The 21,970-nt window shown below is 62.7% G+C and carries 20 protein-coding genes and 1 pseudogene; 14 read left to right on the top strand and 7 right to left on the bottom strand.

The window, feature by feature from the left end; all coding sequences use genetic code 11:
- On the bottom strand, positions 1–1,859 hold a 1,859-nt coding region (locus G1E_RS17920), incomplete at its 3' end, for an ATP-binding protein (RefSeq protein ID WP_047149987.1).
- 38 nt (positions 1,860–1,897) lie between these two features.
- The gene (locus G1E_RS17915; protein WP_009682795.1) at positions 1,898–2,815 is read right to left on the bottom strand and encodes a putative 2-dehydropantoate 2-reductase; all 918 of its coding nucleotides are present in this window, start codon (positions 2,813–2,815) and stop codon (positions 1,898–1,900) included.
- A gap of 100 nt (positions 2,816–2,915) precedes the next feature.
- Between G1E_RS17915 and G1E_RS17910 the strand changes: the two genes are divergently transcribed.
- From G1E_RS17910 to G1E_RS29650, 4 genes and pseudogenes are all read left to right on the top strand, one after another.
- The gene (locus G1E_RS17910; RefSeq protein ID WP_009682794.1) at positions 2,916–3,401 is read left to right on the top strand and encodes a YajQ family cyclic di-GMP-binding protein; all 486 of its coding nucleotides are present in this window, start codon (positions 2,916–2,918) and stop codon (positions 3,399–3,401) included.
- A 112-nt stretch (positions 3,402–3,513) separates the two neighbouring features.
- Positions 3,514–4,356: a mechanosensitive ion channel family protein gene (locus tag G1E_RS17905; RefSeq protein WP_009682793.1), complete on the top strand. Its 843-nt coding sequence runs from the start codon at positions 3,514–3,516 to the stop codon at positions 4,354–4,356.
- Between the two features lie 126 nt (positions 4,357–4,482).
- Positions 4,483–5,727 (top strand): MFS transporter, encoded by a 1,245-nt coding sequence (locus G1E_RS17900; RefSeq protein WP_009682792.1) that lies wholly within the window; start codon positions 4,483–4,485, stop codon positions 5,725–5,727.
- Positions 5,728–5,761: 34 nt separating this feature from the next.
- A pseudogene (locus G1E_RS29650) lies at positions 5,762–5,875 on the top strand (IS110 family transposase); the annotation flags it as partial.
- A gap of 233 nt (positions 5,876–6,108) precedes the next feature.
- On the opposite strand, the gene G1E_RS17895 reads toward G1E_RS29650, so the two are convergent.
- Together G1E_RS17895 and G1E_RS17890 are read right to left on the bottom strand one after the other, a co-directional pair.
- Entirely contained in the window at positions 6,109–7,647 is a 1,539-nt protein-coding gene (locus tag G1E_RS17895; protein ID WP_047149986.1) for an AmpG family muropeptide MFS transporter, read from the bottom strand.
- Between the two features lie 43 nt (positions 7,648–7,690).
- Positions 7,691–8,044: an MGMT family protein gene (locus tag G1E_RS17890; RefSeq protein WP_033690708.1), complete on the bottom strand. Its 354-nt coding sequence runs from the start codon at positions 8,042–8,044 to the stop codon at positions 7,691–7,693.
- Positions 8,045–8,195: 151 nt separating this feature from the next.
- On the opposite strand from G1E_RS17890, the gene G1E_RS17885 reads away from it, so the two are divergent.
- The 5 genes from G1E_RS17885 (at position 8,196) to groL (ending at position 12,794) form a co-directional block, all read left to right on the top strand.
- A complete protein-coding gene (locus G1E_RS17885) occupies positions 8,196–9,206 on the top strand; it encodes a DUF481 domain-containing protein (protein WP_029887495.1) in 1,011 nt (336 codons plus the stop codon).
- A gap of 90 nt (positions 9,207–9,296) precedes the next feature.
- Positions 9,297–10,028, top strand: coding sequence for a HugZ family protein (locus G1E_RS17880; protein ID WP_047149985.1), 732 nt, complete (start codon positions 9,297–9,299; stop codon positions 10,026–10,028).
- Positions 10,029–10,095: 67 nt separating this feature from the next.
- Positions 10,096–10,557 (top strand): FxsA family protein, encoded by a 462-nt coding sequence (locus G1E_RS17875; RefSeq protein WP_009684395.1) that lies wholly within the window; start codon positions 10,096–10,098, stop codon positions 10,555–10,557.
- 253 nt (positions 10,558–10,810) lie between these two features.
- Positions 10,811–11,104 (top strand): co-chaperone GroES, encoded by a 294-nt coding sequence (locus G1E_RS17870; protein WP_009684394.1) that lies wholly within the window; start codon positions 10,811–10,813, stop codon positions 11,102–11,104.
- A 49-nt stretch (positions 11,105–11,153) separates the two neighbouring features.
- A complete protein-coding gene (gene groL, locus G1E_RS17865; RefSeq protein WP_009684393.1) occupies positions 11,154–12,794 on the top strand; it encodes a chaperonin GroEL in 1,641 nt (546 codons plus the stop codon).
- 102 nt (positions 12,795–12,896) lie between these two features.
- Here the strand turns inward: groL and G1E_RS17860 are convergent, their stop codons facing one another.
- The gene (locus G1E_RS17860; protein WP_009684392.1) at positions 12,897–13,625 is read right to left on the bottom strand and encodes a phosphatase PAP2 family protein; all 729 of its coding nucleotides are present in this window, start codon (positions 13,623–13,625) and stop codon (positions 12,897–12,899) included.
- A 183-nt stretch (positions 13,626–13,808) separates the two neighbouring features.
- On the opposite strand from G1E_RS17860, the gene colR reads away from it, so the two are divergent.
- The 5 genes from colR (at position 13,809) to G1E_RS17835 (ending at position 17,518) form a co-directional block, all read left to right on the top strand.
- Positions 13,809–14,492, top strand: a complete 684-nt coding sequence (colR, locus tag G1E_RS17855) for a two-component system response regulator ColR (protein WP_009684391.1) — start codon at positions 13,809–13,811, stop codon at positions 14,490–14,492.
- Positions 14,482–15,792 carry a HAMP domain-containing sensor histidine kinase gene (locus G1E_RS17850; protein ID WP_009684390.1) on the top strand — a complete coding sequence of 437 codons (1,311 nt, stop codon included), beginning with the start codon at positions 14,482–14,484 and terminating at the stop codon, positions 15,790–15,792. The genes colR and G1E_RS17850 overlap by 11 nt, the downstream gene beginning before the upstream one ends.
- Before the next feature lie 107 nt (positions 15,793–15,899).
- The gene (locus tag G1E_RS17845; protein ID WP_009684389.1) at positions 15,900–16,580 is read left to right on the top strand and encodes a class I SAM-dependent methyltransferase; all 681 of its coding nucleotides are present in this window, start codon (positions 15,900–15,902) and stop codon (positions 16,578–16,580) included.
- A gap of 6 nt (positions 16,581–16,586) precedes the next feature.
- Positions 16,587–17,285, top strand: coding sequence for a lipopolysaccharide kinase InaA family protein (locus G1E_RS17840; RefSeq protein WP_009684388.1), 699 nt, complete (start codon positions 16,587–16,589; stop codon positions 17,283–17,285).
- Positions 17,285–17,518: a hypothetical protein gene (locus G1E_RS17835; RefSeq protein ID WP_029887498.1), complete on the top strand. Its 234-nt coding sequence runs from the start codon at positions 17,285–17,287 to the stop codon at positions 17,516–17,518. The genes G1E_RS17840 and G1E_RS17835 overlap by 1 nt, the downstream gene beginning before the upstream one ends.
- A gap of 82 nt (positions 17,519–17,600) precedes the next feature.
- Here G1E_RS17835 and G1E_RS17830 read toward each other — a convergent pair whose 3' ends face one another.
- Both G1E_RS17830 and G1E_RS17825 read right to left on the bottom strand, forming a co-directional pair.
- The gene (locus tag G1E_RS17830) at positions 17,601–20,645 is read right to left on the bottom strand and encodes a multidrug efflux RND transporter permease subunit (RefSeq protein WP_047149984.1); all 3,045 of its coding nucleotides are present in this window, start codon (positions 20,643–20,645) and stop codon (positions 17,601–17,603) included.
- Between the two features lie 12 nt (positions 20,646–20,657).
- Positions 20,658–21,806: an efflux RND transporter periplasmic adaptor subunit gene (locus tag G1E_RS17825; protein WP_009684385.1), complete on the bottom strand. Its 1,149-nt coding sequence runs from the start codon at positions 21,804–21,806 to the stop codon at positions 20,658–20,660.
- Positions 21,807–21,970 lie beyond the last annotated feature (164 nt).

Raw genomic sequence — 21,970 nt, 5'->3', positions numbered from 1 at the left:
TTGGTGGTGAAGAACGGCTCGAAGGTGCGCTTGCGCACGGCCTCTGGCATGCCGACGCCATTGTCCTCGACCTGGATCTCCGCCCACGGCGGGTTCAGCCGGGTGCGCAGGGTGATCCGCCCCGGCTCGCTCGGTTGCGGGCGCAGGTGGATGGCCTGGGCGGCGTTCTTCAACAGGTTCAACAGTACCTGTTCCAGTTCGTTGGCAGTGCACGGCACGGGCCCCAGTTCAGGGTCGAACTGCCGCACGATGGCCTGCCCCTTGAAGTCGAAACCGATCGCCAGGTCGAAGTCGTTGCCGGCAATTTCCACCGCCTGGTCGATCAGCGCCGGCAGCTCGCAAGGCTCCAGCCGTCGGTTGCTGCGGCGGCTGAAGCTGAGCATGTGGGTGACGATCTTCGCCGCGCGGGCCCCGGCCTGCTGAATGCCATCGAGCAGTTGCGGCACTTCGCGGCTGGCCAGGTAGCGGTTGATCATGGCCAGGTCGAGGCCAAGCTCGCTGGCCTGTTCCTGGTTGCGGGGCAGGTCTGCCGACAGGCGTCGGCGGATGTTCTGTACGTTGTGCAGGATGGCGCCCAGCGGGTTGTTGATTTCGTGAGCCATGCCCGCCGCCAGGCCGCCGACCGAGAGCATTTTTTCCGACTGGACCATCATTTCTTCCAGCGACAGGCGCTGGGTGATGTCGTCGATGCGGATCACCACGCCGCGCCCGCCGCCGCCGGTGAGCGGGTAGAAGGTGAGGGCGTAATGGCGCAGCTCGTCGCCCTTGGGCCAGGTGACCCGCTCGATCTTGGCCACCCGGTGCTTTTCCACGGTTTCCTTGAGTTGCGGCAGGAACGGCTTCAGCGGCTCGAAGGCGATGAACACCGGCTGGTTCAGCGCCTCATGCAACGGCGTGCCGGAGAGGACCGTGGCTTCGTGATTCCACTGGGTGACATAGAGCTGTTCGTCCAGGGCAATCAATGCCGAAGGCATCGAGTCGATGATGCTGTTGAGGTAGTTCTGGAAACCGGTGAGTTTTTTCTCGATTTTGCTGCGCACCTGCACTTCCAGTTCCAGCTTGCGGTTGGTATGGCGGGTTTCCTCGGCCAGGCCCTGGGCCTGGTCATAGGCATCCTGGAACTCGTCACGGGCGCGTTTGAGTTGCTGCTCACGGGCCTCGATGCGCGAAAGCATGGTGTTGAAGGCGTCGGCCAGGCTGCCGATCTCATCGTCGTTGCCACGCCGGGCGCGCAGGGCGTAGCTCTCTTCGCGGGTGACCTGGCGGCTGAGTTCTTCAAGCTGGTTGATCGGTTGGGTGATCAGGCGTTTGATCTGGCGGGCAATGAAGATCCACAGCAGGATGCTGAACACCAGGATAGCCAGGCTGGCACTGAGCGTGCCGGTGTAGAACGCGGTGGGCAGCTCGCTGCTGGCCACCAGCAACAGGTGGGCCGGCGGGTTGGCCTCGCGCGGGATGCGGATCAGTTGGGTGCTGCGAAACTCCATCAGGCGCCAGCCGTCGATGTTGCGAAAGCGCTTGGGCAGGGTTAGCGGGTCGCCATGCTGGAGTTGCGCCAGCATGCGACCGTCCCCCCCGTACACGGCTGCCGCGCGCAGCGGGGTGTAGCTGTCCAGCTCCTTGAGCAGGGCACTGGCGGTGTCTGGGGTGTCGCCCGCGCGCTCAGCCAGTTGCGGGTTGGCCACCAGCCGGCCGATGGTCTGCAGGGCCTGGGGTGCCATGCTCTCCTGGGTGATCCAGTAAGCCGCGCTGATGAAGGTGAGGTTGGCCACCAGCAGGATGGTCACCAGCAATACCAGCAGGGCCGCCAGCAGCTTCTGCCCGACCGGGAGGTTTTCCAGGCGATGGCGCAAGGTCATGGGCTAGGCAGTGTCCGTATCCAGGTAATAGGGCTGCGTCAGTCGCAGGGCAAGCCACGTAAGCGCAGGTGTTCGACCAGGCGTTGCAGCAGGTGTTCCAGTTGCGGCAGCTGCAGGCCGTGCCGCGCGGCAACCCGGCAGGCATGGCCGAGCAGGTAATGCACCTCGGTGCGTCGGCCTGCGTGCACGTCCTGGTACATGGAAGAGTAGTTGGCTGCGGTGGCCACGATCACCCGTTGCACTTCTTCTTCCAGGCCCTCGGCCGCTTGCGGCTGGCCACAGCGGCGCAGCAGTGCGGCCAGTTCGGTGCACAGGCCATGTACTTCCGCCAGGTGGCCCAGCAAGCCGCCGTTCTGGCAAGCGTGCAGCACGGTCAGCGGGTTGATCGCGCAGTTGAGGGCCAGCTTGCGCCACAGGCGGGTGAGAATATCCACCGTCCATTCGGCAGGGATGCCTGCTTCGTGCAGGTCATCGAACCAGGCCGGCAGCGCCGGGTTGCGCGGGTCGCCCAGCCAGTTGAAGCCATGCCCGGCAAAACGCACCTGCCAGTCGCCTTCGCGGAAGGCGCCTTCGGTGCTGGAGGCGAAAACGCAGCGCGCCTGTGGCAGCAGGTCTGCCACCGCGTCCTGGCTGCCCAGGCCGTTCTGTAGCAGTAGCACGTCTGCGCCCTCGGCCAGGCGTGGTACCAGGCCGGCAATCGCCGGGGCCGCGTCGTAAGCCTTGCAGGCCACCAGCAGGCGATGGATCGGCCCGTCAGCCTGGGCGGTTTCGGCGGGTATGGCGTAGTGCCGGGGCTGTTCTTGCTCGATCAACGTCAGGCCGCCAGCCTGCTCATAGGCCTGCAGCCGTTGCCGATCGCGCAGCACCAGGCGCACTGCCTTGCCCGCGCGTGCCAGGCGGCAGGCCCACAGGCTGCCGAGGCTGCCGGCGCCGAGAATATGCCAGGTGCTGCTCATATGCGTTTCGCAACCCGTTATAATGAGCCCGCATTTTAACCGTCAAACCTGGCGCGCTCCATCTTCAGCCTGAGCGCGCTTTTATTTTGGGAGAACAACCATGCCTTCGTTCGACGTGGTATCGGAACTGGACAAGCACGAAGTGCAGAACGCGGTGGACAACGCCATCAAGGACCTGGACCGCCGTTACGACCTCAAAGGCAAGGGCTCCTTCGAGTTCAAGGACAAAGAGCAGACCGTGATGCTCACCGCCGAGGAAGAGTTCCAGCTCGAAGCCATGCTGGAAATCCTGCGCCTGGCGCTGGTCAAGCGCAAGATCGACGTGAAATGCCTGGAAACCAAGGACCCGTATGCGTCCGGCAAGGAAAAGAAACAGGAAGCCAAGTTCCGCGAGGGTATCGACAAGGACCTGGCCAAGAAGATCGTCGCCACCATCAAGGACGGCAAGCTGAAGGTGCAGGCCGCCATCCAGGGTGAGCAGGTACGGGTAACCGGTAAGAAACGCGACGACCTGCAGGAGGCCATTGCCTTGCTGCGGACCAAGGAATTCGAGATGCCGCTGCAGTTCAACAACTTCCGCGACTGATGCGGGTTTGGCCAGGAACCCCCATGGCTCAATGATGTCCATGGGGGCCGGGGCCGTGTGTTAGCGCGGTCTGTTCTACCGTGTACTTGCCGTTCGGCATCAGGAGATGAATATGGATTTGAACGCTGAAGTCGATCAGCTGGTTCGCCAGTCGCAAACCTGGATCCCCTTGATCATGCAATACGGCAGCCGTGTGCTGCTGGCGCTGGTGACCCTGGCGGTCGGCTGGTGGATCATCAACAAGGTCAGCGCCCGCCTGGGCAAGCTGGTCGGCCTGCGCAATGCCGACCTGGCGTTGCAGGGCTTCATCAGCACCCTGGCCAACATCGTGCTGAAGGTGCTGCTGCTGGTCAGCGTGGCGTCGATGATCGGCATCGAGACCACCTCGTTCGTCGCGGCTATCGGTGCCGCCGGCCTGGCCATCGGCCTGGCGCTGCAGGGTAGCCTGGCCAACTTCGCTGGCGGCGTGCTGATCCTGATGTTCCGCCCGTTTCGCATCGGCGACTGGATCGAGGCACAAGGCGTTGCCGGCACTGTCGACAGCATCCAGATCTTCCACACCGTGCTGCGCACCGGCGACAACAAGACGGTGATCATGCCCAACGGCAGCCTGTCCAATGGCATCATCACCAACACCAACCGCCAGCCCACGCGCAAGGTGGTGTTCGATGTGGGCGTGGATTACGAGGCCGATTTGCAGAAGGCCCGCAATGTGTTGCTGGAGCTGGCCCAGGACCCTCGCGTGCTGGCCGACCCCGCTCCGCAAGCGGTGGTGGCGACGCTGGGTGACAGTTCGATCACCGTGTCGCTGCGCTTGTGGACCAAGACCGCCGATTACTGGGATGTGATGTTCATGCTCAACGAGCAGGCGCGTGACCGCCTGAAGGCCGAAGGGATCGACATTCCGTTCCCGCAGCGGGTCATTCGGGTGGTGCAGGAAACTGCCGCCCAGTAACAGCGCATCAGCGCCGGGGCTGCACAGCGGCCCCGCTTTTTTCGCCCCGATTACACTTGTTCACAGCAAACCCCTGCAATTTCTGGCATATACCCTGCTCCTGCCTGTCACCCCTGATATGCCATCATGAAACCACTGCTGTACATCACCCCCCTGCGGGCCTTGCTGTTTGGCCTGACCCTGGCCCTGTTCGAACTGCTGACCTATCTGGCCAGTGACGCGGTGATGCCGGCCATGCCGGTCGTGGTCGGCGACCTGAACGCCAGCCCTGAATACATCCCTCATGCCCTCAACCTGTACTTGCTCGGTGGCGTTGTGCTGCAGTGGCTGATCGGCCCGCTGGCAGACCGCTATGGTCGGCGCCCGTTGCTGCTGGCCGGCTGCGCGTTCTTCGGCCTGGCCTGCCTGGCGACCTTCTGGGCCCATGATATTGGCCTGTTCAACCTGTTGCGCCTGTTGCAGGGGATAGGCCTGGGCTTTGTGGTCACGGTCAGCTACCCGGCGCTGAACGAGGCATTCAGCGAGGCGGACGCTGTACGCATGATGGCGCTGCTGGCCAACATCGCCCTGCTGTCGCCGCTGCTCGGCCCGCTGGTCGGGGCCTTGCTGTTGCAGTGGCTGGACTGGCGTTGGCTGTTCGTGGCTTTCGCCGTGGGGGCCGTGGTGTGCTGGGGGCTGCTGTACCGGCTCATGCCCGAAACCCTGGGGGTAGAGCGCCGCGACGGTTCGCGCCTGGCGTTCACGCCGATCCACCTGCTGCCATTGCTGGCAGGCTACGGCCAATTGCTCGGCAACCGCCGCTTTGTCGCGGGCAGCGCCGCCCTGGGCCTGGTCGGGCTGCCGCTGATTGGCTGGATTGGCCTGTCACCGGTATTGCTGATTCATGATGAGGGCCTGACGACCCTGGAATATGCGCTGTGGCAGCTGCCGGTGTTTGGCGGGTTGATCCTGGGCAACCTGATCATCAACCGTATTGCCGACCGCTACCCGTTGCCGGCCCTGGTCCGTGGTGCCCTGTGGCCGTACCTGGCAGGGTTGAGCGTGATGGTGCTGGCGACATGGTATTGGCCGAGCGTGACCAGCTTGGTGGCAGGCATGTCGTTGTATGCACTGGGCCTGGGTGTGGCCAATGCGGTGCTGTATCGCATGACGCTGTTTTCCAGCGAGCAAAGCAAAGGCCTGGTCTCGGCCATGCTGGGGATGATCACCATCGCCCTGTTGGGGCTGGGTGGGGCATTGCTGGCAATGATCGGCGCCGGTGCCAGCTTGCTGCATTTCGCACTGGCGGCGGGGCTGGCGGGCGCGCTGGCGCTGTGGCCGTTGTGGTTTGTGGTGGGCGGCCGGCCGGGGCAAGGGGCCGTGGCTGACTGATCTGCAGTACCTGTGCCTTGTCGATCTGTAACTTGCCAAGGTCGCTATCGTGGCCTGCATGCGGGTCTTCCTGGTGCGACTCAATGCCATGCTCAGGACTGGCGAGCCTTGGCTGGATCTGGTGTTGCCTCAGCCGAAGAGGGTGTAGATCAACAGCTAAAATGCAGGACTCGAAGATCACACGGTTCCTGTGGGAGCGGGCGTGCCCGCGAACACCGGCGCAGCCGGTGCCAGACACCGCGTCGCCCGCTCCCACAATGAATCGCGCAGGCTTTTCAAATTTTGAGAAAGACAGTTGCTCCTACAGGCGGGGCTGGCGGGCGCACTGGCGCTGTGACAGCCACACACAATCGCAATGTGGCTTTTTACCCGCGTTGCCCATCAGGCCGCCGCGCCTGGCTCTGCCTGCGGTTTACCGCGGCCAGTCTCCTGGCGCCACTGCAAGGCGATCAGGATCAGCGTAGGCACGCCCAGCAGGGCGGTAATCAGGAAAAAGTCGTGATAACCGAACTTCTCCACCATCACCCCCGAGTACCCCCCGATCAACCGCGGCAGCAACAGCATGATCGAGCTGAGCAGCGCGTACTGGGTGGCCGAGAACTTCAGGTTGGTCAGGCTCGACAGGTACGCCACGAACGCAGACGTGGCCATGCCGGAACTGAAGTTGTCCAGCGAGATGGTGACCACCAGCATTTCCAGGTTAGGCCCCATGTCCGCCAGCATCAGGAACAGGATGTTGGTGCCCGCCGATGCCGCGCCACCAATGAACAGGATGGGCATGATGCCGAAGCGCACGATCAGCAGCCCGCCGATACCGGCACCGACCAAGGTCATGATCAGGCCGAAGATCTTGCTGACACTGGCGATCTGGTCTTTGGTGAAGCCCATGTCGATATAGAACACGTTGGCCATCACGCCCATGACCGTGTCCGACATGCGGTAGGTGGCGATCAGACCTAGCAATAGCAAAGCCTGCCAGCGGTAGCGGGCAATGAAGTCGTTGACCGGGGTCAGCACCGGGGCCAGGCCGCGGCGGCCCAGGCTCGACAGGCACGCCCAGGTCAGCAGCACATAGAGGATCAGGCGCAGGAAGGCGCGGTCTTCGAGCAACAGGTCGAGCGGCGTGGCATCCCCGGAGATGACCGTGGACCAGCCGGTATTGAACATCTGGGTGAAACTGGCGGGCACCGACACCAGCAGGATGATCAGCACGAACACCGAGGCCATCTGGTGCACCAGGCCGTAGCGCGCAGCCGACAGCTGGGTGCGCAGCGGCACCGGCGGTTCGCGCATGACCAGAGTCGTGAACAGCGCAGGCAGCATCATCACCCCGAACATCACGTAGGTGCCGGCCCAGGCTTTATGCAGGTAACTGAAGCCGGTAGACCCGAACCACTCGGCGAAGAACAGCGCGCCGGCGGTGGCGAGCAGGGCGGCGACCCGGTAGCCGGCCATGTAGCTGGCGGCCAGGGCGGCCTGGCGCTGGTCGTCGGCGATTTCCAGGCGGTAGGCATCCACCGCGATGTCCTGGGTGGCCGAGGCAAAGGCCACCAGCACGGCCATGGCGATCAACCAGGACAGATGTTGTTGCGGGTCGCACAGGCTCATGCCGACCAGGCCGATCACCACCAGTGCCTGCGACAGCAGCAGCCACGAGCGCCGGCGCCCCAGGCCGCCGAGCAGTGGCAGGCGCCATTGGTCGAGCAACGGTGACCACACCCACTTGAAGGCGTAGGCCAGGCCGATCAGGCTGGCGTAACCAATGGTTTCGCGGGCCACCCCAGCCTCGCGCAGCCACACCGACAGGGTCGAGAACACCAACATGTAGGGCAGGCCGGCGGCGAAACCGAGCAGCAAAAGTACCAGGGTTGACGGGCTGGCATAGGCAGCGAGCGCAGCGCGCCAGGTTTTACGGGGCATGGGCCAACATCTGCCTCAAGTTTTCGAAAACAAAGCGCGCACTCTAACCGCTGTGCTCTGTCGGGCGCCAGCCATGGCGCGTCATATCCACACGATTGTTGGTCACATTCACGCCTTCTGCACGCAGCCGCGCCCGTTGTTCATCCCCGGCCGGTGTGCCCAGCGCCAGGCTCAGGCGGCCCCCTGCGCCCAGCACCCGATGCCATGGCAGGCGGGTTTGCGCAGGCAGTTGCCCGAGGGTGCGCCCTACCCAGCGGGCTGCGCGGCCAAGCCCGGCCAGCGCTGCGAGCTGGCCATAGCTGACGACTTTGCCCGCCGGTACTTGGCCAAGCACCGAATACAGTGCCGTTCGTCGACCTTCGGCCGATTCCGGCATGTGCTCAGGTCCCCCAGACATGGCGCCCCCCTTGGGCTGTGGATGAAACCAGACAAATGGTCAGGTAAATGCGTATTGAACTCAATGCCAGGCTGCCGGTCTGTGCTTGCTCTGGTCGGCGGTAGCTGGATAATGCCCGGCTTTTTTCTTCGAATCGAACCGTATTACGTCTATGCATTCTAGATCCTTGTTGTGCCTGCTCGCTGCTTCCCTGTGCGCCTCACCGGCGTTGGCCGATACCGTGTGGATGAAGAACGGTGACCGGCTCAGTGGCAAGATCAAAGTCTTCGATGGCGGCAAGCTGCTGCTGGAAACGCCCTACGGCGGCTCCATTGCCCTGGACTGGAAACAGGTGCAGACCCTGGAAAGCGACCAGGAACTGCTGGTCAAGCAGGATGCCTACACGGGCGAGAAGGCCAAGTCGCTGAAGGCCGCTGAACCGGGCAAGGTGACCTTGGCCAACGGCGAGGCACCCAAGACCGTGGAGCTGGCCAGCATCGAGCAGATCATGAAGCCCAAGCCCCTGGTCGAAGACTTCGTGTGGAAAGGCAACGTGGATGTGGCGCTGGACTACAAGCGCGCCGAAAACGATACCGACGACTACGATGTCAGCTTCAAGACCACGGCCCGCCACGGCCGCTGGCGGCACAACGCCGAAGGCGAGTACAACCGCGAAACCAAGGACGACGTCACCACCACCGACAACTGGAGTGCCGAATACGCGCTGGACCGCTTCATTACCGAGAAGTGGTTCTGGCAGGGGCGGGCCGAATACAAGCGTGACCGCATCGAAGACCTTGCCCGCCAGCGCACCGTCGGTACCGGCCCGGGTTACCAGTTCTGGGACAATGAACTTGGCGCATTCTCGCTGGGGTCGCTGATCAACCGCACCGACTTCGAGTACCAGGACGGCAGCAAGGACAACTTCTATTCCGCTGCCGTGAAGTGGGACTACACCCGTTACCTGATCGGCAAGAACGTGCAGCTGTTCACCAACGGCGAGCTCGCCAAACCGCTGGGTGGGGTGGCCGACTATTCGCTGGATGCCGAGGTGGGGCTGCGCTACAAGGTTACCGAATGGGCTTCGCTCAACCTCAAGGCGGAGCGTGACATCATCAGCGGCACGAGTGAAAGCGATCTGGAGAAGACGCGCTATACCGCGGGCTTTGGCGTGACCTGGTAAACCGCCGGGCCGCACCGCGGCCCCATTGGCACCCGGTGTGATAATGCTTATCTTGTCACCCATCCCGTTTGCCACCAGGAGCCGCACCCAGTGAGTACCAACGCCATTCGCCCAGCCCGGGAACTGCTGCTCAAGGAATACCGCGGCGTGCTCTCGACGCATTCCAAGTCGATGCCGGGCTACCCGTTCGGCTCGGTGGTGCCGTACTGCCTGGACGCTCACGGCAACCCGCTGATCCTCATCAGCCGCATTGCCCAGCACACCCACAACCTGCAAAAAGATCCCAAGTGCTCGCTGCTGGTAGGCGAGCGCGAAGCTGAGGATGTGCAGGCGGTGGGGCGCCTTACGGTAATGGCCGAAGCGCACAAGCTGGTCGAGGCAGACGCCATCGAGGCTGCCGCCGAGCGTTACTACCGCTACTTCCCGGACGCTGCCGGCTACCATAAGGCTCACGATTTCGACTTCTGGGTGCTGCAGCCGGTACGCCACCGCTACATCGGCGGCTTCGGCGCGATCCACTGGCTCGACCAGGTCACCCTGGCCAACCCGTTCGCCGGCACGGCCGAGGCCAGCATGGTCGAACACATGAACAGCGACCACGCCAATGCCATAGCCCACTATGTGCAACTGACCGGCCTGCCGAACCATGCCACAGCGCAACTGGCCGGGGTGGACAGCGAAGGCATGCACCTGCGCATCGGCCAGGGGGTGTACTGGTTACCCTTCCCGCATATTTGCAATACGCCGACACAAGTCCGCGAAGCCCTGGTTTTGCTGGCGCGGGCCGACCAGTGGCCCATGCCGGCAGGAGGCGAGGGTTGAAAAAGCGTGCACTTGCATCCACTTGATGGTCTTAAAGGAAGGTTCTCTTCCGACGAGGAATGCTTTGATGCGTGCTTTTCTACTGTTGCTTCTGCTGTTTCCAGTGCTGGAGCTGTTCGTATTCGTCAAGGTCAGCGCGGCCATCGGTTTCTTCCCGGCGCTGTTGCTGATCATTGCCGGTTCCGCCTTGGGGGTGCTGGTCATGCGTGTGGCTGGCCTGGCCACCGCCCTGCGCGCCCGGGAAAGCCTGCAGCGCGGTGAGCTGCCCGCCGAGGACATGTTCCAGGGCATGATGCTGGCGGTGGGCGGTGGTTTGCTGCTGCTGCCGGGCTTTATCAGCGACGTGCTGGGCCTGCTGTGCCTGCTGCCGTTCACCCGCCATCTGGCCGCGCGCAAGCTGCGCGAACGCGCCGAGGCCCAGGCCATGCGCCAGCGCGCGTTCCAGGACGACCCGTTCCAGGCCCAGCCGCGCGATGGCGGCCACCGGCCGAACGTGATCGAGGGCGAGTACGAGCGCCGCGACAAGTAACCACCGCTTTCCACTACGGGGCCGCACATGCGGCCCCGCGTTTTTTCCGCGAGCTGAAAAATTTTGTAGGGCAAGCCTTGTAATTGGATATGGCGGCCTCATGTATGTGGTCACCGCAAGGTTTCTGGCATTAACGCCAGACATTACTCAGGTGGCTTGCCCTTGGCGGGCTACCTTCCGGCAACGCCGGACAGCCTCAACCCGCCGGTTTCGATACCGGCCGATGAAAACCACAATTTGGGAGAGATCGACAATGAAGCTTCGTCCTCTGCATGACCGCGTAGTCATCCGTCGCAGCGAAGAAGAATCGAAAACCGCTGGCGGTATCGTCCTGCCGGGTTCGGCCGCTGAAAAACCTAACCGCGGCGAAGTCGTTGCTGTTGGCACCGGTCGCGTTCTGGAAAACGGCGAAGTCCGTGCACTGGCCGTCAAGGTCGGTGACAAAGTGGTTTTCGGCCCTTACTCGGGCAGCAACACCGTGAAAGTCGATGGCGAAGACCTGCTGGTCATGGCCGAGAATGAAATCCTCGCCGTTATCGAAGGCTGATTTCCCCGACTTCCCGTTACTCCAAAGAATTTCCAAGGATTAAACGATCATGGCTGCTAAAGACGTAAAATTCGGCGACTCCGCTCGTAAAAAAATGCTGGTTGGTGTCAACGTTCTGGCTGACGCGGTAAAAGCTACCCTCGGCCCGAAAGGTCGTAACGTGGTTTTGGCCAAGAGCTTCGGCGCGCCAACCATCACCAAGGACGGCGTTTCCGTCGCCAAAGAAATCGAGCTGAAAGACGCCTTCGAGAACATGGGCGCCCAGCTGGTCAAGGAAGTCGCTTCCAAGGCCAACGACGCCGCCGGTGACGGCACCACCACCGCTACCGTACTGGCCCAGGCCATCGTCAACGAAGGCCTGAAAGCCGTCGCTGCCGGCATGAACCCGATGGACCTGAAGCGCGGTATCGACAAGGCCACTGCTGCCGTTGTCGCCGAGTTGAAGAACCTGTCCAAGCCATGCGCCGATTCCAAGGCCATCGCTCAGGTCGGTACCATCTCCGCCAACTCCGACAGCTCCATCGGTGAAATCATCGCCGAAGCCATGGAAAAAGTCGGTAAAGAAGGCGTGATCACCGTTGAAGAAGGCTCGGGCCTGGAAAACGAACTGTCCGTCGTAGAAGGCATGCAGTTCGACCGCGGCTACCTGTCGCCTTACTTCGTCAACAAGCCAGACACCATGGTTGCCGAGCTGGAAAGCCCGCTGCTGCTGCTGGTCGACAAGAAAATCTCCAACATCCGCGAGCTGCTGCCAGTGCTGGAAGCCGTTGCCAAGGCCGGCCGCCCACTGCTGATCGTTGCCGAAGACGTTGAAGGCGAAGCGCTGGCTACCCTGGTAGTCAACAACATGCGCGGCATCGTCAAGGTTGCTGCGGTCAAGGCACCTGGCTTCGGCGACCGCCGCAAGGCCATGCTGCAGGACATCGCCGTTCTGACCGGTGGCCAGGTCATCTCCGAGGAAATCGGCCTGTCGCTGGAAACCGCTACCCTGGAGCACCTGGGTAACGCCAAGCGCGTGATCCTGTCCAAGGAAAACACCACCATCATCGATGGTGCTGGCGCTGACACCGAGATCGAAGCACGCGTCAAGCAGATCCGTGCCCAGATCGAAGAAACCTCTTCGGACTACGACCGTGAGAAGCTGCAAGAGCGTCTGGCCAAGCTGGCCGGCGGTGTTGCCGTGATCAAGGTCGGTGCTGGTACCGAAGTTGAAATGAAAGAGAAGAAAGCCCGCGTTGAAGACGCCCTGCACGCTACCCGTGCAGCCGTTGAAGAAGGCGTGGTGCCTGGCGGTGGTGTTGCCCTGGTTCGCGCCCTGGCAGCCATTATCGACCTCAAAGGCGACAACGAAGACCAGAACGTCGGTATCGCCCTGCTGCGCCGCGCTGTCGAAGCGCCGCTGCGCCAGATCACTGCCAACGCCGGCGACGAGCCAAGCGTTGTCGCTGACAAGGTCAAGCAAGGTTCGGGTAACTTCGGTTACAACGCTGCCTCCGGCGAGTACGGCGACATGATCGAGATGGGTATCCTGGACCCAGCCAAGGTCACCCGTTCGGCGCTGCAAGCTGCTGCTTCGATCGGCGGTCTGATGATCACCACCGAAGCCATGGTTGCCGACCTGCCAGAAGACAAGCCAGCTGCTGGCATGCCTGACATGGGCGGCATGGGTGGCATGGGCGGCATGATGTAAGCCAGCCTTACCCCCTGCACCATGAGAAAGCCCCGGTTCGCGAGAACCGGGGCTTTTTTTATTCTCCTGTGGGCGCCATTGGGCCGCTAAGCGGCCCCGGCTTCAGGCAACGCTGTTTTTGACCGCGGGCACTTCTACCATGCCCCGGCGATACAGCACCAGATAATACGACCCCAACCCAATCAACCAGCAGAACACCGCCGTCCACACGTTGTGCGACAGGAAGTGCGCCCCTTGCAGCATGCGCCCAACGCCAAGCAGCGAACCTGCCAGCAAGGCCACCACGAATGCCGCCCGCGCCAGGCGCGGCTTGCGGTCACGCAACATGAAGAACAGGCCGAACAGGCAGAACCCGGTCGCGGCATGCCCGCCCGGCCAGCACAGCCCGGGCTTGTCGGTGGCCGGCCGTGGTTGCAGCAGCTTGCTGTAGGTTTCGGTACCGCCAAACTGGGTGAGGCTCCAGGGGCACTGCACCTGCGTCACCTTCTTCAGGGGCGTGACAAACGCGGTGGACAAACCCAGCGCCAACACCAGGCAGCCCAGCTCGCGGCGCCAGCCAAATAGGCGCTTTACGAAAAAGCTGGCGGCGAAGGTCAGCAGCGCTATCAGCCCCAGCAGGATCACCCCCTGTTTGACCCGGTCATGCAGGATGTTTTCCAGCCAATAACTGTGACGGCCAATGAACTGCCCGGCTACAGGGTCGAAGAACAGCTTGGCGAGGTCCATGTCGATCGACGTCAGCTCCAGCAGAATCAGGGCCAACGCGGTCGCCAACGGAATACCCAGGTACAGCCAGTAATTGATCGGGCGAGGGCGGGTTGCTTGCTGCATGGCGGCTCCAGGGCGGAAAAAAGATCGGCCATTGTCGTCGGCCCGCTATCCTGTGTCCGTGAAGGATCAGTGAAAAAACCGTCAAGTGCGGTGAATTTTTCCGGGGGCTGGCACCCTGCAGGCATAGGCCGTAAGCTGCGCCTGCCGCGCACCACAGCGAGAAGCGCCGCACAGGAGAAACCGATGCGCATTCTTTTGGTTGAAGACAACCGCGATATCCTGGCCAACCTGGCCGATTACCTGGGCATGAAGGGCTATACCGTCGACTGCGCCCAGGATGGCCTGTCCGGGCTGCACCTGGCTGCCACCGAGCACTATGACCTGATCGTGCTCGACATCATGTTGCCCGGTATCGATGGCTACACGCTGTGCAAGCGCCTGCGCGAAGACGCCCGCCGCGACACGCCGGTGATCATGCTTACCGCTCGCGACCAGTTGGACGACCGCCTGCAAGGCTTCCGTTCCGGGGCCGACGACTACCTGCTCAAGCCTTTCGCCCTGTCCGAGCTGGCGGCACGCATCGAAGCCGTGCTGCGCCGGGCCCAGGGCGGCGGGCGGCGCAGCCTGCAGGTGGCTGATCTGAGCTATGACCTCGACACCCTGGAGGTCACCCGCCAGGGCCGCATGCTCAAGCTCAACCCGGTCGGCCTCAAGCTGTTGGCCGTGTTGATGCAGAAGAGCCCTCATGTACTGCGCCGCGAAGTGCTGGAAGAAGCCCTGTGGGGGGACGACTGCCCCGACAGTGACAGCCTGCGCAGCCATGTGCACCAACTGCGCCAGGTGATCGACAAACCGTTCGAAAAACCGCTGCTGCATACCGTCCATGGCGTCGGCTATCGCCTCGCCGAGGGTCGTGATGGAGTTTAAGCAAAGCCTTGCCCAGCGCATCATCATCGCCTTTGCCCTGATGAGCGCGCTGGTGGCCGGGGCCTTCGCCTTCGGTATCGTCGGCACCGTGCACCTGGTCGAAGAGCGGCTGATTTCATCGGTACTGGGCGGTGACTTGCAGCGCCTGCTGCGCATGGACAGCGTCAGCGACTGGAGCCACCGCCCGCGCCCCGACCAGTTGTTCTACTTCAGCGGCGGGCGGGACGACTTTGAGCTGCCCAAAGACCTGCGCCACCTGGACCGTGGCTTCCACGAAGTATTCCGCGACCAGCTTTCCTACCACGCGATGGTCGAGATCGTCGATGGCCGCCGCTATGTATTGCTGCAGGACCAAAGCGACTTCGAGGAGCGCGAGCGTGTGCTGTTCGCGGTGGTGCTGGTGGGCTTCGTGCTCAGCCTGGTGCTGGCGGTGATCCTGGGCTGGCTGGTGGCGCGGCGGGTGATGGCACCGGTGATCCGCCTGGCGCGGCAAGTTCGCCACCGTGACCAGCTGCTGGGCCTGGCGCCGCCGTTGGCGCCGGACTACGCGGCGGACGAAGTCGGCCAGCTGGCGGTGGCGTTCGATGACACGCTGGGCCGCCTGCGCGATGCGCTGACCCGTGAACGGCTGTTCACCAGTGACGTCAGCCATGAGTTGCGCACCCCATTGATGGTGCTGGCCACGTCCTGCGAGCTGCTGCAGGAAAACCCCAACCTCGACACCCGCGCGCGCAGCCAGGTGGAGCGCGTGGCGCGGGCAACCGAAGAGATGCGCGAGCTGGTCAAGACCTTCCTGATGCTGGCCAGGGCGCAACGTGATGAAGGCGCAGTAGCCTCCCGGGCGACCCTGCGCGAAGTGGCCAACGAGCTGATCGGGGTGTGGCGCGACACCATCGAACAGAAGGGCCTGACCCTGTATTTCGATGGCCAGGCCAGTGCCAGCGCAGTGTTGTACAACGCGACCTTCCTGCAGTCGGTGATGGGCAACCTGCTGCGCAATGCGGCGCACTACACCGATGCCGGCTACATCCGCCTGAGCCTGGAAAGCAATGGCTTCAGCGTGGAAGACAGTGGCGTGGGCATACCGGAAGAACAGCGCGAAGCCATGTTCAAGCCGTTCGTGCGCGGTGACGAGCGGCGCGGCGAGGGCCTTGGGCTGGGCTTGTCGCTGGTGCAGCGCATCTGCGACGACCAGGGCTGGCGGGTGACCTTGACCTCTTCTGTACCCCATGGCTGCCGTTTCCATGTCGACTTGAGCAATACGCGGGTGAAAGAAGAGCCGGACGTCGTGGCTGGGTAATGTGTTGTTACACGTGTTACCGTGGCCAACACTTTTTTCACATCAGCATGACCTGATTCCTACGCGCATTTACCTAATGTGAGCGCAATGGAATCAGGAGATGCTCAATGCGTAGCCCTATCAAGCTTGAATTTTCTGAGAAGTACGACAAAGACCATGCCCGAGAGTATTTTCTCAAGCACCAGGATGGCTTGGCCCGCCGGCTGTCTCACAAGCGAGATGAGCAGCTGGCCCGCCGCGCACTGGCGCTGGCGGGTGAGCCTGGCCTGGTCCTGGACTTGCCCTGCGGCGCTGGTCGTTTCTGGCCGCTGCTGGCAGAAAAGAACAACCGGGTCATCATCGGTGCCGATAATTCCCAGGCGATGATCGACACCGCCTGTGCTGCGCAACCGCCAGAAGTGGTCGCGCGGGTACGGCCTTTGCAGACATCGGCATTCGACATCGACTTGCCAGACAACTCCGTCGACAGCATTTTTTGCATGCGGCTGTTTCACCATATTGGCGAGGCAGCCCACAGAAAGAAAATTCTTTCTGAATTTCAACGAGTTAGCCGTGATAGTGTGATCTTGTCACTGTGGGTGGACGGCAACTTCAAGGCTTGGCGGCGCAGAAAACTGGAACAGCGCCGCAGCACCAAAGCCGAGCAGAACCATTACCAGAACCGGTTTGTGTTACCGGCCGACACGGTCGAAGAAGAATTCCGCGCCGCCGGTTTCAGGATCCAGGAACGCCTCGACTTCCTGCCGTTCTATGCCATGTGGCGGGTTTATGTATTGCGTAAGGGGTAGTGTTTGATGGCTGTAGCCCAGAATGGGGAGTCGCGCTTCGATTTTTACTGGCGCCAGCAAGGCGAGTGGGTAGAGGAGCCTAACCAGCGCCGGGGTGGCGAAAGTGGTGTGCAACGGCTCAACGATGCCAACGGCAAACTGCTGTATGCAAAGCGTCAGGTCGGGCACATTTATCGCAGCCTGTTGCACCCCTTCGGCCGGCCAACCGTGCTGCGTGAACTCGATGCGCTGAACAGCTTCGAGCAACTCGGGGTGCGTGTACCGCGCCTGGTGTTCTGTGGTGCCCAGCGCGATGCCGACCACCAGTGGCGGGCGCTGCTGGTCAGCGAAGCACTGGACGGGTTTGTGGAGCTGGACACCTGGCATGCCCAAGGTGCCCGAGACCGTTACCCACAGGTGGTCCACGAGCGCATGCTCAAGGACCTTGCCGAAAACCTGGCGCGCATGCACCTGGGCCATTGGCAGCACGGCTGCCTGTACGGCAAGCATGTGTTCGTCAAGGTGCTGGGCGAGGGCGAGCAAGCCCGTGTCGAAGTGGCGCTGCTCGACCTCGAGAAGTGTCGGCGACGTTTCAGTTGCCAGCGCGCGGCGGGTAACGACCTGCGCCAATTGCGCCGCCATTCGTCGCTCAACGAGGCGGAATGGCAGACGCTACTCTACTTTTACAAGGTGGCGTTTGGCAGCGCTGTCAAAGGGTTAGGGTAATGAAACTAGAAATAGCTCGAGCTTTGTTCCTGGTAGCGGGCCTGGCGGTGACCACTGTAGCGGTGGCTGCCTGGGAAGAGCCGAGGCCAACGGTATTCAGCAAGGCTGAGATGGCCGCCCAGTGCGCACTGCCGCGGGACGTGAAACCGCAGCAGAAGGCCAGGGTAGAGCCGGATCAGGATCTGTTGCTGTTGCTGTTCGGCCTGCGCCAAGGGTTGCGGCCATTTGGTTGAAACCGGTGTAGCTGTACATGCCAGAGGCCTCGCAAGCGCGAGGCCTCTGGCGTTTCTGCAGGTGGCCCTCGGTGGGCGGGTTTCAGGCGGCAGCAGGTTCCTTGGCCACCGTCTTGTGCGCCAGCAGGGTGTAGATACAAGGCAGCACGAACAGGGTGAACAACGTGCCGATCGACATACCGGTCGCGATCACGGCACCGATGTCGAAGCGGCTTACCGCCCCGGCCCCGGTCGCGAGGATCAGCGGCACCATGCCGAATACCATTGCCGCCGTGGTCATCAGCACCGGCCGCAGGCGAATCGCCGCCGCTTCTTCGATTGCCTCGCGCGCGCCCAGGCCAAGCTCATCACGCAACTGGTTGGCGAACTCGACGATCAGGATGCCGTGTTTGCTGATCAGCCCGATCAATGTCACCAGCCCGACCTGGGTGTAGATGTTCATGCTCGACAGGCCCAGGAACAGTGGCAACAGCGCCCCGCAGATCGACAACGGTACCGTAACCAGGATCACCAGCGGATCCCGGAAACTTTCGAACTGGGCCGCCAGGACCAGGAAGATGATCGCCAGCGCCAGGCCAAAGGTCACCCACAGTGCGCTACCTTCCTGCACGTACTGGCGGGCCACGCCGGCATAGTCGAAGGCGAAACCTTCCGGTGCCTCTTCGCGGGCGATGTCCTGCACGGTCTTCAGCGCTTCGCCCAGGCTGACCATCGGTACGCCTTGAATGATCGCCGAGTTCAACTGCTGGAACTGGTTGAGCTGCCGCGGGCGAGCGCGGTCGGTGAGGGTGACCAGGGTCGCCAGCGGCAGCAGCTTGCCCTGGTCGTTCTTCACGTAGTAGTTGTTCAGCCAGCCGGGGTTGTCGCGGTATGCGCGCTCGGCTTGGGCAATGACCTTGTAGCTGCGCCCCTCGAGGGTGAAACGGTTGATTTCGGCTTCACCCAGCAAGGTGGCCAGGGTACTGCCGAGAACGTCCATCGATACCCCCATTTGCGCCGCCTTGGCCCGGTCGATATCGACCACTACCTCGGGTTTGTCAAAGGCCAGGTCTATGTCGAGGAAGGCGAACTTGCCCGATGCCTGGGCCCGAGCCTTGATGCGTTGGGCCACTTCCAGCAGTGCCGGGTAGTCGCCTGCGGTGTTGATCACGAACTGGAAAGGCAGGCCTTCTCCGGTGCCGGGCAGCGACGGCAGGTTGAAGCCGAAGATCTGCAGGCCGGCGACCTCTTCCAGCTTGGCCTGTACCAGTGGCAGCAGCTCTATTTGCGTACGCTCGCGCTCGTTCCAGGGCTTGAGCAGGAAGCCACCGATGCCGCTCTGCACACCATTGAAACCGTTGATCTGGAACGACGAATAGTATTCGGGGAAGGTCTTGAACAGTGGGGTGAACTGGTTGGTGTAGGCGTTGAGGTAGTCTAGGTTGGCTGGCTGCGGGGAACTGCTGATCATGAAGATCACCCCCTGGTCCTCGTTGGGGGCCAGTTCGTTCTGGGTGAACTTCAGCAGTAGCGGAATCAGGCACAGGATGATCACGGCAAACACCAGTACCACCGGCCGGCTGTCGAGCGTACCGTGCAGCAGGCGCTGGTAGCGTACCTTCAGGCGCGCGAACTGCCGATCGAGCCAGTGGGCCAGGCCGCTGGAATTCTGCTCGCGGCGCAGCAGCAGGGCGCACATCATCGGTGACAGGGTCAGGGCGACGATACCGGAAATGACGACTGCGCCGGCCAGGGTCAGGGCGAACTCCTTGAACAGTGCCCCGGTGAGCCCGCTGAGAAAGCCGATGGGCGCATAGACCGCTGCCAGGGTGATGGTCATCGACACCACCGGCATGGCGATCTCGCGCGCGCCTTCCAGGGCTGCATCGAACGGCGACTGGCCTTCTTCGATATGCCGGTGAATGTTTTCCACCACCACGATCGCATCGTCCACCACCAGCCCGATGGCCAGGACCATGGCCAGCAGTGTGAGCAAGTTCAGCGAGTAGCCCATCATCTGCATGAAGAACAACACGCCAATCATCGACAGCGGAATGGTCACCACAGGGATCAGCACCGAGCGCAGGGCGCCAAGGAACAGGAACACCACTAGGATGACGATCAGCACCGCTTCGCCGAGGGTCTTGATCACTTCGTCGATGGAGGCCTGGATGAACAGCGTGGCGTCGTAGGCGATCGACACCTTCAGCGCCGAGGGCAACTGGCTTTCCAGGTCGGGCATGACCCGCCGCACTTCCTTGATCACCTCCAGCGGGTTGGCGGCGGGCGTGGCCTTGATGCCGATGTACACCGAGGGCGTGCCGTCGAATGAGCTGACGGTGTCGTAGTTCTCTGCCCCCATCTCCACACGCGCCACGTCACCCAGCAGTACGCGGCTGTCGCCACTGGTCTTGACCGGCAGGGCGGCGAACGCCTCGGCTGACTTCAGCTCGGTGCTGGCGTTGATGCTGGTGACCACGTATTCGCCTTTGACTTCGCCGGCAGCGGACAGGAAGTTGTAGCGGCGCACGGCGTCGGTCACGTCGCTGGCCGCCAGGCCGAAACCGGCCAGTTTCACCGGGTCCAGCCACAGACGCATGGCAAATACCTGGTTACCGAGGATTTCTGCCTCGGCCATGCCGGGTAGCGTGGCCAGCTTGGGCTGGATCACCCGTGACAGGTAGTCGGTGATTTGCGGGTTGCTCATCTGTTCGCTGTAGAAGCTAATGTACATCAGCGCCGAAGCATCGGCGGCTTCCTTGCTGAGTACCGGGTCTTCGGCGTTCTGCGGCAGTTTGTTGCGCACTTCGTTGGCCTTGGCCAGCAGTTCGGTGAACAGCCTGTCGCTGTCGGCACCGATGCGCGCGTAAATGGATATGACGGAAAAATTCTGCCGGCTCACCGAGGTCATGTAGTCGATACCTTCGGCGCTGGCCAGGCTTTGCTGCAGCGGCTGGGTGATGTAGCCCTGGATGGTTTCGGCGTTGGCCCCGGGGTAGGCCGTGGTGACGGTGATCAGGGCGTTTTCCATGCGCGGGTACTGGCGGATCTGCAGCGTGTGCCAGGCCTGGATACCCAGCAACAGGATCAGCAGGCTGACCACGCTGGCCAGCACCGGGCGACGGATGAACGGGTCGGTGAACGCCATGCCAGCCTCCAGTCAGTCCTTGGTCGCGGCGCCCGGGGCGGGCTTGACGGCCTGGTCCTGGCCGATTCGGATTGCGGCGCCGGGGGTCAGCTTCAGCTGCCCGGCAGTGACTACCTGTTCCCCGGCCTGCAACCCTTTGCTGACCACCACCACGCCGTCACGGCGCTCGCCGGTCTGCACGGTGCGCTGTTCGGCGACCCATTGGGGGTGGCCCTGTTCATCGTGCTGCGGCTTGCCGTGCTGGTCCTTTTTCGCGGTGGCGACATATACCGAGTTGCCGTACAGGGTGTAGGTAATGGCACTTTCCGGCACCACCACCTGCAACTGCAGATCGGGCAGCAGTACCTGCAGGCTGGCGAACATGCCCGGCAGCAATTTGCCGTCGGGGTTGGCCAGGGTCGCGCGCACCAGCAGGTTTCGCGTGGTTTCATCGACCTTGGGGTTGATGGCGCTGAGGCGGGCGGGGAAGGTCTGGTCCGGGTAGGCAGCCACTTGCACCAGCACCTGCTGGCCGAGGCTCAGCTGGGGCAAGGCCTGTTCCGGCACGTTGAAGTCTACGTACAGGCCGGAGGTGTCCTGCAGGGTCGCGATGACGGTGCCTGGCGCCAGATAATCGCCTACATCCACCTGGCGGATGCCCAGGGTGCCACTGAAGGGCGCGCTGATGCTTTTCTTGTTCTTCGAAGCTTTGAGCTGCTCGACCACCGCCTGGTTGCGCTGGTACTGGGCATTGAGGCGGTCGTATTCGCCACGGGAGATCGCCGAGTCGCCCACCAGTTGCCGCCCGCGGCCGAAGTCGACCTTGGCCAGGCCCAGGTCGGCCACGGCGGTGCCGAGCAATGCGGTTTCCTGGTCATCGTTGAGCCGCAGCAGCAGCTGCCCGGCCTTGACCGTTTGCCCAGAGTCGAAATACAGGGCCTTGACGATGCCTTCGACCTCCAGGCTCAGCTCGACACCCTGCAGCGCCTTGAGGCTGCCGACCGCGGGCAGGCGCTGTTGCCACTGGCGTTGTTCGGCCAAGGCTGCCGCCACGGTGATAGGCGGCTTGGGGGCAGTGAACATCTGGATCTGCTGGTAGATCGAGAAAGCCTTGTAGCCCCCCAGGGCCAGCACGATCAGCAGAACCACGGCCAACATGATGAGCATGCGGCGGCGCAGCATAGGTCCGGTTCCTTGGATACGGTTGTTATTCGTTCTGGCACGACAACGGGCGATCCTGCCCACGTGGATGGGGGAAGTATTGACTGTTTTTTGTCTGAAGGGGAGTAAATTGTCTGCACCGGCCCTATCGCTGGCTTGCCAGCTCCCACAGGGATCGCATCAGG

The sequence above is a fragment of the Pseudomonas sp. TJI-51 genome, from assembly GCF_000190455.2.
In the GTDB taxonomy this organism is placed as follows: Bacteria; Pseudomonadota; Gammaproteobacteria; order Pseudomonadales; family Pseudomonadaceae; genus Aquipseudomonas; species Aquipseudomonas juntendi.
The sequence above is the reverse complement of the archived record's forward strand: the minus strand, read 5'-3'. Positions and strand labels throughout refer to the sequence as shown.

Bases quoted from the DNA above. Each gene is read 5' to 3' on its own strand.
- G1E_RS17875 (WP_009684395.1), top strand. From the start codon at position 10,096: ATGCGTGCTTTTCTACTGTTGCTTCTGCTGTTTCCAGTGCTGGAGCTG.
- G1E_RS17890 (WP_033690708.1), bottom strand. From the start codon at position 8,044: ATGTCTGGGGGACCTGAGCACATGCCGGAATCGGCCGAAGGTCGACGA.
- G1E_RS17885 (WP_029887495.1), top strand. From the start codon at position 8,196: ATGCATTCTAGATCCTTGTTGTGCCTGCTCGCTGCTTCCCTGTGCGCC.
- groL (WP_009684393.1), top strand. From the start codon at position 11,154: ATGGCTGCTAAAGACGTAAAATTCGGCGACTCCGCTCGTAAAAAAATG.
- G1E_RS17900 (WP_009682792.1), top strand. From the start codon at position 4,483: ATGAAACCACTGCTGTACATCACCCCCCTGCGGGCCTTGCTGTTTGGC.
- G1E_RS17915 (WP_009682795.1), bottom strand. From the start codon at position 2,815: ATGAGCAGCACCTGGCATATTCTCGGCGCCGGCAGCCTCGGCAGCCTG.
- G1E_RS17910 (WP_009682794.1), top strand. From the start codon at position 2,916: ATGCCTTCGTTCGACGTGGTATCGGAACTGGACAAGCACGAAGTGCAG.
- G1E_RS17830 (WP_047149984.1), bottom strand. From the start codon at position 20,645: ATGGCGTTCACCGACCCGTTCATCCGTCGCCCGGTGCTGGCCAGCGTG.
- G1E_RS17895 (WP_047149986.1), bottom strand. From the start codon at position 7,647: ATGCCCCGTAAAACCTGGCGCGCTGCGCTCGCTGCCTATGCCAGCCCG.
- G1E_RS17860 (WP_009684392.1), bottom strand. From the start codon at position 13,625: ATGCAGCAAGCAACCCGCCCTCGCCCGATCAATTACTGGCTGTACCTG.
- G1E_RS17870 (WP_009684394.1), top strand. From the start codon at position 10,811: ATGAAGCTTCGTCCTCTGCATGACCGCGTAGTCATCCGTCGCAGCGAA.
- G1E_RS17840 (WP_009684388.1), top strand. From the start codon at position 16,587: ATGGCTGTAGCCCAGAATGGGGAGTCGCGCTTCGATTTTTACTGGCGC.
- G1E_RS17905 (WP_009682793.1), top strand. From the start codon at position 3,514: ATGGATTTGAACGCTGAAGTCGATCAGCTGGTTCGCCAGTCGCAAACC.
- G1E_RS17825 (WP_009684385.1), bottom strand. From the start codon at position 21,806: ATGCTGCGCCGCCGCATGCTCATCATGTTGGCCGTGGTTCTGCTGATC.
- G1E_RS17850 (WP_009684390.1), top strand. From the start codon at position 14,482: ATGGAGTTTAAGCAAAGCCTTGCCCAGCGCATCATCATCGCCTTTGCC.
- G1E_RS17835 (WP_029887498.1), top strand. From the start codon at position 17,285: ATGAAACTAGAAATAGCTCGAGCTTTGTTCCTGGTAGCGGGCCTGGCG.
- G1E_RS17845 (WP_009684389.1), top strand. From the start codon at position 15,900: ATGCGTAGCCCTATCAAGCTTGAATTTTCTGAGAAGTACGACAAAGAC.
- colR (WP_009684391.1), top strand. From the start codon at position 13,809: ATGCGCATTCTTTTGGTTGAAGACAACCGCGATATCCTGGCCAACCTG.